Raw genomic sequence first — 12,766 nt, forward strand, 5'->3', positions numbered from 1 at the left:
TCGGTGGGGCGTCCCTGCCCCGGATGGGACGTACAAATGATCGATCTCTTGGTATCAAGAGATCGATCCAGCGGTCAGGCTATCGCGCATCCGGTATCCCGGACCGCCAGGGCGGTGTGGCCCGGCCCACAGACCCGCCCCCGGCACGGTCGAAGGCGGCCGCCGGTCCGGGAGAGGTGGGACCGGGCGGCCGCCGGGTGGGGGTACCGGGTCGTGCCGGACTCCCGTGGGGGTACCGTTCGCGTGCCCACGGCGGAGGCGGCTATTCCTGTACGCCGGACTTTTCTATCCGGTGCACCCCCGCGCCCCCGAGGCCAGCACCGCACAGGCCCTCGCCCCCTCGGGATCGCGTACGGCGATCATGGGCGTGTAGACGATCGTCTCGCCGGTGCCGGTGAGGGTCCCGGTCTCCTCGTGCGCGCCGACGGTCACCCGGACCACGTCCCCCGGCACCGCCCCCGTGATCCGGCCCCAGGCCGCGCCGCACGTCTCGCTGTAGCGGACCTCGACCACGGCCGTCCCGACCACCGCGCTCCTCGCCGTGGTCACGAGGTCACCGGTGCACCCCATCCGTTCGGCGTCCTTGCCCGTGCAGCCGACGCCCGCGCAGCGGACCCCCGGCGGCAGGGCCGGGCTCGTCCGGGCCGACGGCGAGGGCGGGCCGGAGGCGCCGGCCGTCCGCCCCGGGACCACGGCGTGGGTCAGCAGGAACGCGCCCGCGGCGAGGACCAGCACCCCGGCCGCCGCGGCGAGGTACCGCACCGGCCGCCGCGTACGCGCCCTGCGCCCCGCTCCCCCGGCCGGAGGTGCCGGCCGGGGCCGCGGGCCCGCGCCTGCGGCCGGCCGGGGCGGCGGCCCGAACGCCCCCGCGGCCCGGGCCCGGACGACCCGCGCGTCGTCCACGGTCCGTTCCTGGCGCAGCCGCGCCGTGCTCCAGGCCCGGTCGGCCGACGTCCAGACCGCGACGAGATCGGCCGACGGGGTGCCGGTGGCCTCGGCGAGGGCCACGACCGCGCCCCTGGGGGCGAGCAGCCGGCCGTCGAGGTACTTCTCCCACGCGGTCCTGCTGTACCCGGTCCGGTCCGCGACCGCGCCGACATCCAGCCCCGCGCGGTCCACCACCCGGCGCAGCAGTTCGGCGAACTCCCTCATCTGTGGGTCGAGTTCGTCCGGCAGGTCCCGCCAGCGAGCCATGGAGCCCCCTCCCTCCGCCCGGCGCCCTTTCGGTCACGTCAGGGGGTGTTGCGAAAGTCCCGCACAGCACCCACGGCGCCACGGCACGCCCTCTCGGCGCACCGGCCGAAATCCCGAGTACATCCCGTACGAGGGCTTTCGTCCGGCACTCCGAGAGCACGCACCGGACACCGCGGGCACCGCACAGGACTTTCGCGACACCCCCTAGCCCCGATGTCCAGACGATTCCGGACACAAACCCGAACGGCCGGCGTATCGGCACGAGGGCGGCACGGGACGCTGCTCAGCCGAAGGCCACGGCCCCGCCGACCACGGCCAGCAGCAGGGCGAGCAGCAGCAGGACCGCGAGGAGGAGGAGCCGTCCGGCGGAGCGGGCCGGCCCGGGTGGCTCGTCCGGCCGCTCCCACCAGGGGACGGTGGGGTTGTCCTCGTACACCTCACCGGGGTTCGCCGGGGCCGGGCGCGGCCAGGCCTCCACGGCCAGTTCCCAGCGCACGACGTGCCGTTCGGCGTCCGCGCCGGTCACTCCGGCGACCCGGCACAGCGCGGCGACGGCCTGCCGGGGCGGCGGCTGGACGGCGTTGAGATAGCGCTGCCAGGACGACTTGCTGTACGCGGTGCGGGCACCGAGCGCGGCGAGGCTCAGGCCGGTGCCGTCCTTGAGCTGCCGCAGCAGCTCCACGAAGTGCCGTACCTCCGGCGGCAGCCCGTCCGGCAGCGGCTGCCAGGCGCCCATCCCGCCCACCTCCTCCTCGGTCCCCTGGACGGGACGACACCGGACGCCCGCCCGGTTCCCGCCCCGGCCGTCGGGCGCGGCCCAGCCACGGAACGGTCACCTCCGTGCCACAGCCCACGGCACCCTGTTGAACGGCCGCTTCCCGCTGGGGCAGCGTGGAGACGCACCACGGCCCGTCCTTCCCGGGGGAGAGGACGGGCCGTGTGAGGTCTCGGGATCAGCTGCTGACGGTGAAGTGCAGCGTGTCCTTCAGGAAGGGGATCTGGAGCCAGGGATCCGGCTGGGCCATCAACGCCAGCAGCACGATCACCGCCCCCAGCACCCCGTACGTGGCGATGTCGGTGAACCGCGACCGCACCGCCAGCATCCCCACCCCGGGCAGCAGCCACCGCAGTACCGCGCCGGTCAGCAGACCGACGCCGATCATGATGGTGCCCGCCCGGAACTGGTCGAGCGCGGTCACCAGCAGACCGACGGCGACCAGCGTCAGCACGGCGATGATCGGCCACTGCCGGGCCGCCAGCGCGTCGCCGGCCGCGGCCCGCCCCGCGCCCTCGGGGCGCGCGGTGTCCTTGGTGAACAGCGGGAAGCGCCGGGTGTGCCGGCGGGGCACGCCGTCCGCGTCCGGCGCGCTGACGGGGTCCCGCACCTCGATGTCCTCGGCCTCGCCGGGGGTGTCGTCAGCCGGCACTGCGCTCCGCCGCCTCGACCACGTTGACGAGCAGCTGGGCACGGGTCATCGGGCCGACTCCTCCGGGGTTGGGGGAGATCCAGGCGGCGACCTCGCGGACGTCGGGGTGGACGTCGCCCTTGATCCTGCCCTCGGCGTCGCGCGAGACGCCGACGTCGAGGACGGCCGCGCCCGGCTTGATGTCCTCGGCGCGGATCAGATGGGCGCTGCCCGCGGCGGCCACGACGATGTCCGCGCGCTTGAGGTGCGCGGAGAGGTCACGGGTGCCGGTGTGGCACTGGGTCACGGTGGCGTTCTCGCTGCGGCGGGTGAGCAGCAGCGGCATCGGGCGGCCGATGGTGACCCCGCGGCCGACGACCACGACCTCGGCGCCCTTGATCTCGACGCCGTAGCGGCGCAGCAGGGTGAGGACGCCGTTCGGGGTGCAGGGCAGGGGGGCGGGCTCGTTGAGGACGAGGCGGCCGAGGTTCATGGGGTGCAGACCGTCGGCGTCCTTGGCCGGGTCCATCAGCTCCAGGATGCGGTTCTCGTCGATGCCGCGGGGCAGCGGGAGCTGGACGATGTACCCGGTGCAGGCGGGGTCGTCGTTGAGCTCGCGGACGACCGCCTCGATCTCCTCCTGCGTGGCCGTGGCGGGCAGTTCGCGCTGGATGGAGGCGATGCCGACCTCCGCGCAGTCGCGGTGCTTGCCGGCGACGTACTTCTGGCTGCCGGGGTCCTCCCCGACCAGGATCGTGCCGAGGCCGGGCGTCACACCCTTCTCCTTCAGCGCCGCCACACGGGCGGCCAGTTCTGACTTGATCTCGGCCGCGGTGGCCTTGCCATCGAGAATCTGGGCGGTCATGACTCCATCCTCCCGGATGACGGGCTCCCGGTTCCAATCCGGCCCCGGCCGGCCACGGCCCGCGGCGGGCGCGAGCGGCGGGACAAGTAACGCGAGCGGCGGGACAAGTAACTGGACAAGAAACCGGATATTGCTCAACGATTGACGTCACAGTGCCGTGGGCAGTACCGGGGGGACGCACCGCATCTCTGAATCTTCCTCCGCAGTGCGCCGCCCGCAGTCCCCCGCACTCGACGACCTACGGAGGAAGAAGCGCCATGAGTTTCGGCGACCCGAACAACCCCTACGGCCCGCCCCAGCAGCCGCCCGGCCAGCCTCCCCAGCAGCCCGGCTATCCGTCCTACCCGACCGCTCCCCAGCCCGGGTACGGCTACCCGACCGCTCCGCAGCCGGGCCAGGGCTACCCGCAGGCGCCGCCGGTCCCGCAGGGCTACGGCTACCCCCTGCAGATGCCGATGCAGATGCCGGGGCTCGTCACGACCGCCCGGGTGCTGCTGTTCATCCTGTCGGGCTTCCAGTTCCTGGCCGCGGTGATCTTCGGCATCCTCGTCGCGGTGGCGAGCAGCGCGGAGAACGACACGGGCCTGGTGAGCGGGGTGGTCGCCGCGGTCGCGGTGCTGATGCTGGCGCTCGGCGGCCTGTCGGTCTTCCTGGGCGTGAAGATGCGCAACGGCCGCGGCGGCATCCGCATCGGCACGATGATCTACGCGTCGCTGATGATCCTGGGCAGCCTCGTCAACATCGGACAGGGCCTCTCGCAGACGGCCGCCGCGGGCGCCCTCGGCGGCATCGTCTCGCTCGCCTTCGGCATCACGATCCTGGTGGCCATGATCAAGGGCGGCGCCTGGTTCAACCGGCCGCGGTACTGAGTCGTTCCTCGCCGGGGCCTCAGCGGGGCCCGACGCGCCGGGGCCGGGTCACGACGTGACCCGGCCCCGGCGCGTCGCGGTCAGTGGAAGAAGTGCCGCGTCCCGGTGAAGTACATGGTGATGCCCGCCTTCTGCGCGGCCTCGACCACCAGCTCGTCCCGGACCGAACCGCCGGGCTGCACGATGGCCTTGACCCCGGCGGCACCCAGCACGTCGATGTTGTCCGGGAACGGGAAGAACGCGTCCGAGGCGACGTACGCCCCGCGCGCCCGCTCCTCGCCGGCCCGCTCGACGGCGAGCTTGCAGGAGTCGACCCGGTTGACCTGGCCCATGCCGACGCCGACGGAGGCACCGTCCTTGGCGAGCAGGATGGCGTTGGACTTGACGGCCCGGCAGGCCCGCCAGGCGAACGCCAGCTCGGCCAGTTCCGCGGCACCGAGCGCCTCGCCGGTCGCGAGGGTCCACTGGGCCGGGTCGTCGCCCTCGGCCTGGAGGCGGTCGGTGACCTGGAGCAGGACACCGCCGTCGACGGGCTTGACCTCGACCGGGGCGGCGGGGGCGCCCGGCGCCTTCAGCACCCGGATGTTCTTCTTCTTGGCGAGGGCTTCGAGCGCCCCCTCCTCGTAGTCGGGCGCGACGATGACCTCGGTGAAGATCTCGGCGACCTGCTCGGCCATCTCCTTGCTGACGGGCCGGTTGACGGCGATGACTCCGCCGAAGGCCGACAGCGGGTCACAGGCGTGGGCCTTGCGGTGCGCCTCGGCGACATCCGCGCCGATCGCGATGCCGCAGGGGTTGGCGTGCTTGATGATCGCGACGCACGGCTCGTCGTGGTCGTACGCGGCCCGGCGCGCGGCGTCGGTGTCCGTGTAGTTGTTGTACGACATCTCCTTGCCGTGCAGCTGCTCGGCCTTGGCGAGGCCGGCACCGCTGCCGTCGACGTAGAGCGCGGCGGGCTGGTGCGGGTTCTCGCCGTAGCGCAGGGTGTTCTCCCGCGCCCAGGTGGCGCCGAGGAAGTCGGGGAAGCGCGACTCGTCGACGGGGGCGTAGGAGGAGGCGAACCAGGAGGCGACCGCCACGTCGTAGGCGGCGGTGTGCTGGAAGGCCTCGGCGGCGAGCCGCTTGCGGGCGGCGAGGTCGAAGCCGCCGCCCTGCACCGCGGCGAGGACGTCGCCGTAGCGGGCGGGGCTGGTGACGACGGCGACCGACGGGTGGTTCTTGGCCGCCGCACGGACCATCGACGGACCGCCGATGTCGATCTGCTCCACGCACTCGTCGTCGGAGGCGCCGGAGGCGACGGTCTCGCGGAACGGGTAGAGGTTGACGACGACCAGGTCGAACGGCTCGACACCCAGCTCGGCGAGCTGCTCGCGGTGGCTGTCGAGGCGCAGGTCGGCGAGGATGCCCGCGTGGACCTTGGGGTGCAGCGTCTTGACGCGGCCGTCCAGGCACTCGGGGAAGCCGGTCAGCTCCTCGACCTTGGTGACGGGGACGCCGGCGGCGGCGATCCGGGAGGCGGTGGAGCCGGTCGAGACCAGCTCGACACCGGCCTCGTGCAGCCCACGGGCCAGCTCCTCGAGTCCGGTCTTGTCGTACACGCTGACGAGCGCGCGCCGGATCGCCCGCTGGGAGCTGCTCTCTGCGGTCTGGGCGGTCACTGGATAACTACCTTTCGTCCCTCAATGCGATAGCCGTTGCGGGCGAGCCGCCCCACGACCTCGACGAGCAGCCTTCGCTCGACGTCCTTGATGCGCTCGTGCAGAGCGCTCTCGTCGTCCTCGTCCCGGACCTCGACCACGCCCTGGGCGATGATCGGTCCGGTGTCGACACCGTCGTCGACGAAGTGGACGGTGCAGCCGGTGACCCGGGCCCCGTACGCCAGCGCGTCACGCACACCGTGCGCGCCGGGGAAGCTGGGCAGCAGCGCGGGGTGCGTGTTGACGAACCGCCCCCCGTACCGGGCCAGGAACTCCTTGCCCACGATCTTCATGAACCCGGCGGAGACGACGAGGTCGGGCTTGTGCGCGGCGACGGCCCGGGTGAGGGCGGCGTCCCACTCCTCCCGGCTGCCGTGGTCCTTGACCTTCGTCACGAAGGTGGGCAGGCCGGCGCGCTCGGCGCGGGCGAGCCCCTCGATCCCGTCCCGGTCGGCTCCGACGGCGACGATCTCGGCCCCGTAGGCCTCGGCGCCGGTGGCGGCGATCTCGTCGAGGAGTGCCTGCAGATTCGTACCGGATCCGGAGACCAGCACGACGAGGCGCTTGGCCACGGACGGCTTGGCGGCCACGGGGAGAACCCTTTCTCGGGGAAGCAGCTGCGCACGGCCGGCGACGCCGGTCGGTCCGACCTGCGACTTGTACGTTCGTACGAATGCATCGCGCCCCCCGATACGGGGAAGCCTACGAAGCAGCCGACCGTCAGCAACGATACCGGCACACGAGGCGGCCCCCACGGGACGGGGGCGTGGCCGGAAGGTAGCGTCTGCGAGGAGCGGGACCGGGAACGCGGTGCCCGTGCGGTGCGTTCCCACTCCGAGAGCTCACCGAAAGCCGAAGCTGGACCGTCGTATCACCTAGGGGAAGACGCACACTTGATGCCGGACCGCAGCCTGCGACTCCACCCGCTCCCCCCGCAGCCCGTGCCGGGAGAGCGCGGCGCCCTGCTGCGTGAGCGCCCGTCATCACCTCCCGGGTCCGACAAGCCCCGCGGCTCTTCCGGGGGCGACGAGGACAACCCCTTCGCTCCTCCCCCCGAGGGCAGCCCCGACCGCCCCTGGCAGCCCCGCCGTCCGGCGAACGGCGGCGGCGAGGACCCGGCCCCCTGGGGCCCGCCGCCGGCCGGGGGCGGCTCCCCCGACGGCGACCGCTCCCCCTGGGGCGGCCACTGGAGCGACCAGCAGCCCGGCCGCTCCGACGGCGGCTTCGGCGAGCGCCCGGGCGGCGGCGGCCCGGAGGGCCCGACGCCTCCGCCCAACCCCCGCTGGGACCCCACCGACCCGGCCCAGCGCCGCGCCCGGTACGCGCTGCTGTCGGGGATGTGGGCCTTCTTCTTCGCCCTCTTCGGCTGGCCGTACGTGGCCCTGCTGCTCGGCGCCCTCGCAGTGAACTGGGGCATCAGCGCCCTGCGGACCAAGCCCCGCACCCCCGACCCCGACACCCCGGCCGCCCCCACGGGCCGCCCGCAGACGACCGCCGCCATCAGCGGCCTGGTCACCGCCTCCCTGGCCCTCGCGCTGGTGGCCATGACCTTCACCGCGCAGCTCGTCTACCGCGACTACTACACCTGCACCAAGGACGCCCTCACCAGCGAGGCCCGGCAGTCCTGCAGCGACCTCCTCCCGAAGGAACTGAAGGGCATCCTGGGCGCGAACGCGTAGGGGCACCGCCCGGCGACACCGATCCGGCCCGTACGTCCCTGCGGCCCGTGCGGCGCCCGAGGACGAGGCCCGGTCAAGGGTGATCGGGGGTCCGGGCGGCGGAATGCCCCGGCGGTGGCAGGACAGGCGGCGGGGGCGAAGCCCTTGCCCGGCCCGTGCGGTCTCCGAGGACGAGGCCCGGTCAGGGGCGATCCGGGGTCCGGGCGGCGGAATCTCCCGGCGGAGGCGGGACGAGCGGTGCGGGTGGGGCAAGCGGCGGAGGCGGGACAGACGGCGGGGGCGAAGCGAGCGGTGTGGGTGGGGCAGACGGCGGGGGTGGGGCAGACGGCAGTGGGGCAAGTGGCTCGTCCTCGTCCGCCGCGTCGCGAAGGGCAGCCCACCGCGCCTCCCGGGCTTCCTTGCCGTGCCACTCCGGATCCGCCCCGTCTGCCTCCACCGCATCGAAGTCGTACGGCTCCGCCACCGCTTCCCGCGCCTCGCCACGCCCCTCCTCCGGAGCGACCACAGCCGCCATCCCCGCGCCGGTCCAGGAGAACTCCCTGACCCCCCGCCCCCGCCATCTGCGCACCCACAGCCCCACCGGCACCCCCACCCCCACCACCCACGCCGCGGCCGCCGCCCCCACCTGCCAACCGACCGGCCCGAACCGGGCCATCGCCCCCACTCCCAGCGGCCCACCGGCCAACGTCCCGAGCACACCCACCACCACGGCGCACCCCACCCCCGCCGAGGCCACGGCCCCCACGGTCCGCCACCGCGACCACGCCTCCACCGGCGCCTCGGCCACCCCGCCGCTGGACCCGGCCCCCGCGGTCCCCACGCGCACCCCCACCACGACCCCGGCCAGCACCGGCACCACCCCGGCCGCCCAGTTCCACACCGTCCCAGGCCCCGCCTCCGGCACCGCCGCCAGCAGCGGAAACGGCGGCAGCAAGGGCGCCGGATCGGACCCCAACGGCGACACCACGTGCCCCACGCCCAGCACATAGCCGGGGCCCACCGCATAGGCCGCCCCCCACACCGCCGCGTTCGGCACCAGCGCCAGACACAGCAGCAGCACCGCGAACCGCCCCGACCACCCCTCCGTGAGCTGGAGGAAGGCCCCCCGGGCGGCGCCCGCGTGCCACACCGACGACACCGCCACCAGCAACGCCCCGCCCCCGACCAGGGCCACGGCGCCGGCCTGCGCCGCCCGCGCGGCCACCGCGATCCACCGCGGCCCCTCCCGCCGGGGCACCGCCCGCCCGAACAGTTCCACAGGCCTCCCGCACGCCGACCACACCCCCGCCCCCGCCGCGACCACGGCCACCGCCGGCACACCCGCCGCGGTCCAGCCCCACGAGGGCCGCAGCGCACCCCCGGCCGCGTACCAGGCCACTCCCAGCCCCACCACGAGATAACCGGCCACGACCCCCACCCAGGCGGTCCGCGGATCGACCGGCCCACGCCTGACCCCGCCCCGGTCCGCGCCCCCGCTCTCCCCGTCCCCGCCCACTTCTCCCTCTCCCTCCACCGCGTCCCGAGCGGCCCGGTGCACCAACCACACCGGAAGCATCAGCAGCAGCAACGGGGTCACCCCGACCGGTGCCGGCACCCCGGACAGCGTGTCGGTGCGCACCAGTTCCGCCCCGTGCGCCAGCAGCCACAGCGCGGCGGCGACATGCAGCGCCCCGCCCGGTCCGCTGTCCGGATACGGCGAGCTGATCCACAGCACCATCACCAGCACGGCGAACACCGCGAGCCCCAGCCCGGCGGCCAGCACCCCGCCGAGCACGGAGACCACGAGCCCCGGCGAGCGATCACGCATACGGGAGGAGAGCGAAGGCGGCGTCACGCCCGCCATGGTCCCAACGACACGCGCTTTACGGGCGTAACAGGCGAACCTTCGCCGTGTCACTCAATATACGTTTATGTTCTTTTTCGTACGAAGCAGCTCCCGGCCACGCCGCAAGCCCGAGGCGTACGCGTGAAGAACCCGACTCCACCCCGCACCCCCCGGCTGACACCCGCTCAGGCCTTCGACGCGCTCTACGCGTTCTGCGCCCCGGCCCTCGTCCGCCAGACCTATCTCCTCTGCGGCCGCCGCGAACTCGCCCGCGAATCCGTCGAACGGGCCTTCCAACTCGCCTGGCAGCGCTGGCCCGAGGTGGCCGTCGACCGTGACCCGGCCGGCTGGGTCCGGGCCGCCGCGCACGAGTACGCGCTCTCCCCCTGGCACCGGTTCCGCCCCCGCTTCCGGCACCCCGAACCCCCGCCCGCCGACGCCGCCGACCGCGCCCTGCTCGCCGTACTCCTCGCGCTCCCGGCGTCGTACCGCCGGACGGTCCTCCTCTACGACGGTGTCGGCCTCGATCTGCCGGAGACGGCGGCGGAGACGGAGGCGAGCACACCGGCGACCGCGAACCGCCTGCTGCACGCGCGGGAGGCCCTCGCCGCGTCGCTGCCCCAGCTGGCCGATCCGGCCGCGCTGCACGAGCGCCTCGCCGAGCTGGCCTCGGCGCAACGTCTGCGCGCGGCCCGCCCCGCGACCGTCCGGGCGGGCGGCGAGGCCCGCGCCCGCTTCTGGACCCGGGCGGCGATCGCCTTCACGGTGGCGATCATCGGCGCGACGGCCCTGACCGTGCACTCGGCCCCCACGCGGTACGACCCGCCGGTCCCCCCGGGCGCGACGGTCCGGGGAGTCCCCCCGGAGGCGGCCCCGGGCACCCTGTCGAAGAAGCAGACGGCGCTGCGGAAGAAGCTCCGTGCGAACCCGGCGAACGGCCCCGAACGCCTCGCCCCCCAACCGCGCTGACGGCCCCGGAAAAACGCGGTGGGCCCGCCCCCATCAGGGGGAACGGGCCCACGAACGTACGGCTGCGAGGCCGTTCAGCCGGCGAGGATCTCGCGCGCCAGCTTCGCCGTCTCGGTCGGCGTCTTGCCCACCTTGACGCCGGCGGCCTCGAGGGCCTCCTTCTTCGCGGCGGCCGTACCGGAGGAGCCGGAGACGATGGCGCCGGCGTGGCCCATGGTCTTGCCCTCGGGCGCGGTGAAGCCCGCGACGTAGCCGACGACCGGCTTCTTCACGTTCTCCTTGATGAAGGCCGCGGCACGCTCCTCGGCGTCGCCGCCGATCTCACCGATCATCACGATCAGGTCGGTGTCGGGGTCGGCCTCGAACGCGGCGAGCGCGTCGATGTGGGTCGTACCGATGACGGGGTCGCCACCGATGCCCACCGCCGACGAGAAGCCGATGTCACGCAGCTCGTACATCATCTGGTACGTCAGCGTGCCCGACTTCGAGACCAGGCCGATACGGCCCGGCTTGGTGATGTCGCCCGGGATGATGCCGGCGTTCGACTGACCGGGGGTGATCAGACCCGGGCAGTTCGGGCCGATGATCCGGGTCTTGTCGCCCTTGGACACGGCGTACGCGTAGAACGCGGCCGAGTCGTGGACGGCGATGCCCTCGGTGATGACGACCGCGAGCGGGATCTCGGCGTCGATGGCCTCGACGACGGCGGCCTTGGCGAAGGCCGGCGGCACGAAGAGCACGGACACGTTGGCGCCCGTCTTCTCCATGGCCTCGGCGACGGTGCCGAAGACCGGGATCTCGGTGCCGTCGATGTCGACGGACGTGCCGGCCTTGCGGGGGTTCACGCCACCGACGATGTTCGTGCCGTCGGCCAGCATGAGCTTGGTGTGCTTCATGCCCGTGGCACCGGTCATGCCCTGGACGATGACCTTGCTGTCCTTGTTGAGGAAGATAGCCATGGCTGTGGTGTCCCTCGTCCCTTACTTCGCAGCCGCGAGCTCGGCGGCCTTGTCGGCCGCGCCGTCCATGGTGTCCACGCGCTGGACCAGCGGGTGGTTGGCGTCGGAGAGGATCTGACGACCCAGCTCGGCGTTGTTGCCGTCCAGACGCACGACGAGCGGCTTGGTGACGTTCTCGCCGCGGTCCTCCAGGAGCTTCAGCGCCTGGACGATGCCGTTGGCGACCTCGTCGCACGCGGTGATGCCGCCGAAGACGTTGACGAAGACGGACTTGACGTCCGGGTCGCCGAGGATGATCTCCAGGCCGTTCGCCATGACGGCGGCGGAGGCGCCGCCGCCGATGTCGAGGAAGTTGGCGGGCTTGACGCCACCGTGGTTCTCACCGGCGTACGCGACCACGTCGAGGGTGCTCATGACGAGACCCGCGCCGTTGCCGATGATGCCGACCTCGCCGTCGAGCTTGACGTAGTTGAGGTTCTTGGCCTTGGCGGCGGCCTCCAGCGGGTTCGCGGAGTCCTTGTCCTGGAGCGCCTCGTGCTCGGGCTGACGGAACTCGGCGTTCTCGTCCAGGGAGACCTTGCCGTCCAGGGCGATGACGTCACCGGAGGCGACCTTGGCCAGCGGGTTGACCTCGACGAGGAGCGCGTCCTCGGCGACGAAGGTCTTCCACAGCGTGACCAGGACGTCGGCGACCTTGTCGGCGACCTCGGCCGGGAACTTGGCGGCCGCGACGATCTCGCGGGCCTTCTCCGGGGTGACGCCCTCGTTGGCGTCGATCGGCGTCTTGGCGACGGCCTCCGGACGGGTGGCCGCCACCTCCTCGATCTCCATGCCGCCCTCGACGGACGCGATGGAGAGGAAGGTGCGGTTGGCACGGTCGAGGAGGAAGGAGACGTAGTACTCCTCCACGATCTCCGGAGCCGTCTCGGCGATCATCACCTTGTGGACCGTGTGGCCCTTGATGTCCATGCCGAGGATGTTGGTCGCGTGCTCGACCGCCTCGTCGGCGGAGGCGGCGAGCTTGACGCCGCCTGCCTTGCCACGGCCGCCGACCTTCACCTGGGCCTTGACGACGGACTTGCCACCGAGACGCTCGGTGGCTGCGCGGGCCGCCTCAGGCGTGTCGATGACTTCACCGGCCAGCACCGGTACATCGTGCTTGGCGAAGAGGTCCCTCGCCTGGTACTCGAACAGGTCCACGCGCTTCCGTCCCTATCAGTGATCTCGCGGTTCGTTGGATGCGTGGGCGTGCCGCGATGGGCAACGTGACGTCCGCATGTGTCACAGGGGAGGCGCACACGGT

The 12,766-nt window shown here is 73.2% G+C and carries 11 protein-coding genes and 1 pseudogene; 3 read left to right on the top strand and 9 right to left on the bottom strand.

Annotated elements, in window-relative coordinates; all coding sequences use genetic code 11:
* Positions 1-285 precede the first annotated feature (285 nt).
* The 4 genes from U5640_RS17440 to U5640_RS17455 all read right to left on the bottom strand — a co-directional run bounded on the left by U5640_RS17440 (position 286) and on the right by U5640_RS17455 (position 3,465).
* On the bottom strand, positions 286-1,194 hold the full coding sequence (locus U5640_RS17440) for a DUF2690 domain-containing protein (protein WP_340376716.1): 909 nt from the start codon (positions 1,192-1,194) through the stop codon (positions 286-288).
* A gap of 283 nt (positions 1,195-1,477) precedes the next feature.
* Complete coding sequence (locus U5640_RS17445; protein WP_340376717.1) at positions 1,478-1,930, bottom strand: helix-turn-helix transcriptional regulator; 453 nt, start codon at positions 1,928-1,930, stop codon at positions 1,478-1,480.
* A 217-nt stretch (positions 1,931-2,147) separates the two neighbouring features.
* Complete coding sequence (locus U5640_RS17450) at positions 2,148-2,621, bottom strand: DUF3017 domain-containing protein (RefSeq protein ID WP_340376718.1); 474 nt, start codon at positions 2,619-2,621, stop codon at positions 2,148-2,150.
* A complete protein-coding gene (locus U5640_RS17455) occupies positions 2,611-3,465 on the bottom strand; it encodes a bifunctional methylenetetrahydrofolate dehydrogenase/methenyltetrahydrofolate cyclohydrolase (protein ID WP_340376719.1) in 855 nt (284 codons plus the stop codon). Before U5640_RS17455 ends, U5640_RS17450 begins: the two co-directional genes overlap by 11 nt.
* A 257-nt stretch (positions 3,466-3,722) precedes the next feature.
* Between U5640_RS17455 and U5640_RS17460 the strand changes: the two genes are divergently transcribed.
* A complete protein-coding gene (locus U5640_RS17460) occupies positions 3,723-4,334 on the top strand; it encodes a hypothetical protein (protein ID WP_340376720.1) in 612 nt (203 codons plus the stop codon).
* Positions 4,335-4,414: 80 nt separating this feature from the next.
* Here the strand turns inward: U5640_RS17460 and purH are convergent, their stop codons facing one another.
* Together purH and purN are read right to left on the bottom strand one after the other, a co-directional pair.
* Positions 4,415-5,992: a bifunctional phosphoribosylaminoimidazolecarboxamide formyltransferase/IMP cyclohydrolase gene (gene purH / locus U5640_RS17465; RefSeq protein ID WP_340376721.1), complete on the bottom strand. Its 1,578-nt coding sequence runs from the start codon at positions 5,990-5,992 to the stop codon at positions 4,415-4,417.
* Positions 5,989-6,621, bottom strand: a complete 633-nt coding sequence (gene purN, locus U5640_RS17470) for a phosphoribosylglycinamide formyltransferase (protein WP_340376722.1) — start codon at positions 6,619-6,621, stop codon at positions 5,989-5,991. The genes purH and purN overlap by 4 nt, the downstream gene beginning before the upstream one ends.
* 306 nt (positions 6,622-6,927) lie before the next feature.
* Here purN and U5640_RS17475 point away from each other — a divergent pair, with 306 nt between their 5' ends.
* Entirely contained in the window at positions 6,928-7,710 is a 783-nt protein-coding gene (locus U5640_RS17475; protein ID WP_340376723.1) for a hypothetical protein, read from the top strand.
* A gap of 181 nt (positions 7,711-7,891) precedes the next feature.
* Here the strand turns inward: U5640_RS17475 and U5640_RS17480 are convergent, their stop codons facing one another.
* A complete protein-coding gene (locus tag U5640_RS17480) occupies positions 7,892-9,517 on the bottom strand; it encodes a DUF6350 family protein (RefSeq protein ID WP_340385169.1) in 1,626 nt (541 codons plus the stop codon).
* A 192-nt stretch (positions 9,518-9,709) separates the two neighbouring features.
* Here U5640_RS17480 and U5640_RS17485 point away from each other — a divergent pair.
* A pseudogene (locus U5640_RS17485) lies at positions 9,710-10,504 on the top strand (RNA polymerase subunit sigma-24); the annotation flags it as partial.
* 74 nt (positions 10,505-10,578) lie between these two features.
* Here the strand turns inward: U5640_RS17485 and sucD are convergent.
* The gene (sucD, locus tag U5640_RS17490) at positions 10,579-11,463 is read right to left on the bottom strand and encodes a succinate--CoA ligase subunit alpha (RefSeq protein ID WP_340376724.1); all 885 of its coding nucleotides are present in this window, start codon (positions 11,461-11,463) and stop codon (positions 10,579-10,581) included.
* A 21-nt stretch (positions 11,464-11,484) separates the two neighbouring features.
* Complete coding sequence (gene sucC / locus U5640_RS17495; RefSeq protein ID WP_067248994.1) at positions 11,485-12,663, bottom strand: ADP-forming succinate--CoA ligase subunit beta; 1,179 nt, start codon at positions 12,661-12,663, stop codon at positions 11,485-11,487.
* Between the last annotated feature and the right edge of the window lie 103 nt (positions 12,664-12,766).

This window comes from Streptomyces sp. SS7, from assembly GCF_037993025.1.
Lineage (GTDB): Bacteria > Actinomycetota > Actinomycetes > Streptomycetales > Streptomycetaceae > Streptomyces.

What these genes read in the sequence shown, in the direction of transcription:
- sucD (WP_340376724.1), bottom strand. Translation starts at nt 11,463, where the DNA reads ATGGCTATCTTCCTCAACAAGGACAGCAAGGTCATCGTCCAGGGCATG.
- U5640_RS17440 (WP_340376716.1), bottom strand. Translation starts at nt 1,194, where the DNA reads ATGGCTCGCTGGCGGGACCTGCCGGACGAACTCGACCCACAGATGAGG.
- U5640_RS17455 (WP_340376719.1), bottom strand. Translation starts at nt 3,465, where the DNA reads ATGACCGCCCAGATTCTCGATGGCAAGGCCACCGCGGCCGAGATCAAG.
- U5640_RS17480 (WP_340385169.1), bottom strand. Translation starts at nt 9,517, where the DNA reads ATGCGTGATCGCTCGCCGGGGCTCGTGGTCTCCGTGCTCGGCGGGGTG.
- U5640_RS17445 (WP_340376717.1), bottom strand. Translation starts at nt 1,930, where the DNA reads ATGGGCGCCTGGCAGCCGCTGCCGGACGGGCTGCCGCCGGAGGTACGG.
- U5640_RS17460 (WP_340376720.1), top strand. Translation starts at nt 3,723, where the DNA reads ATGAGTTTCGGCGACCCGAACAACCCCTACGGCCCGCCCCAGCAGCCG.
- U5640_RS17475 (WP_340376723.1), top strand. Translation starts at nt 6,928, where the DNA reads ATGCCGGACCGCAGCCTGCGACTCCACCCGCTCCCCCCGCAGCCCGTG.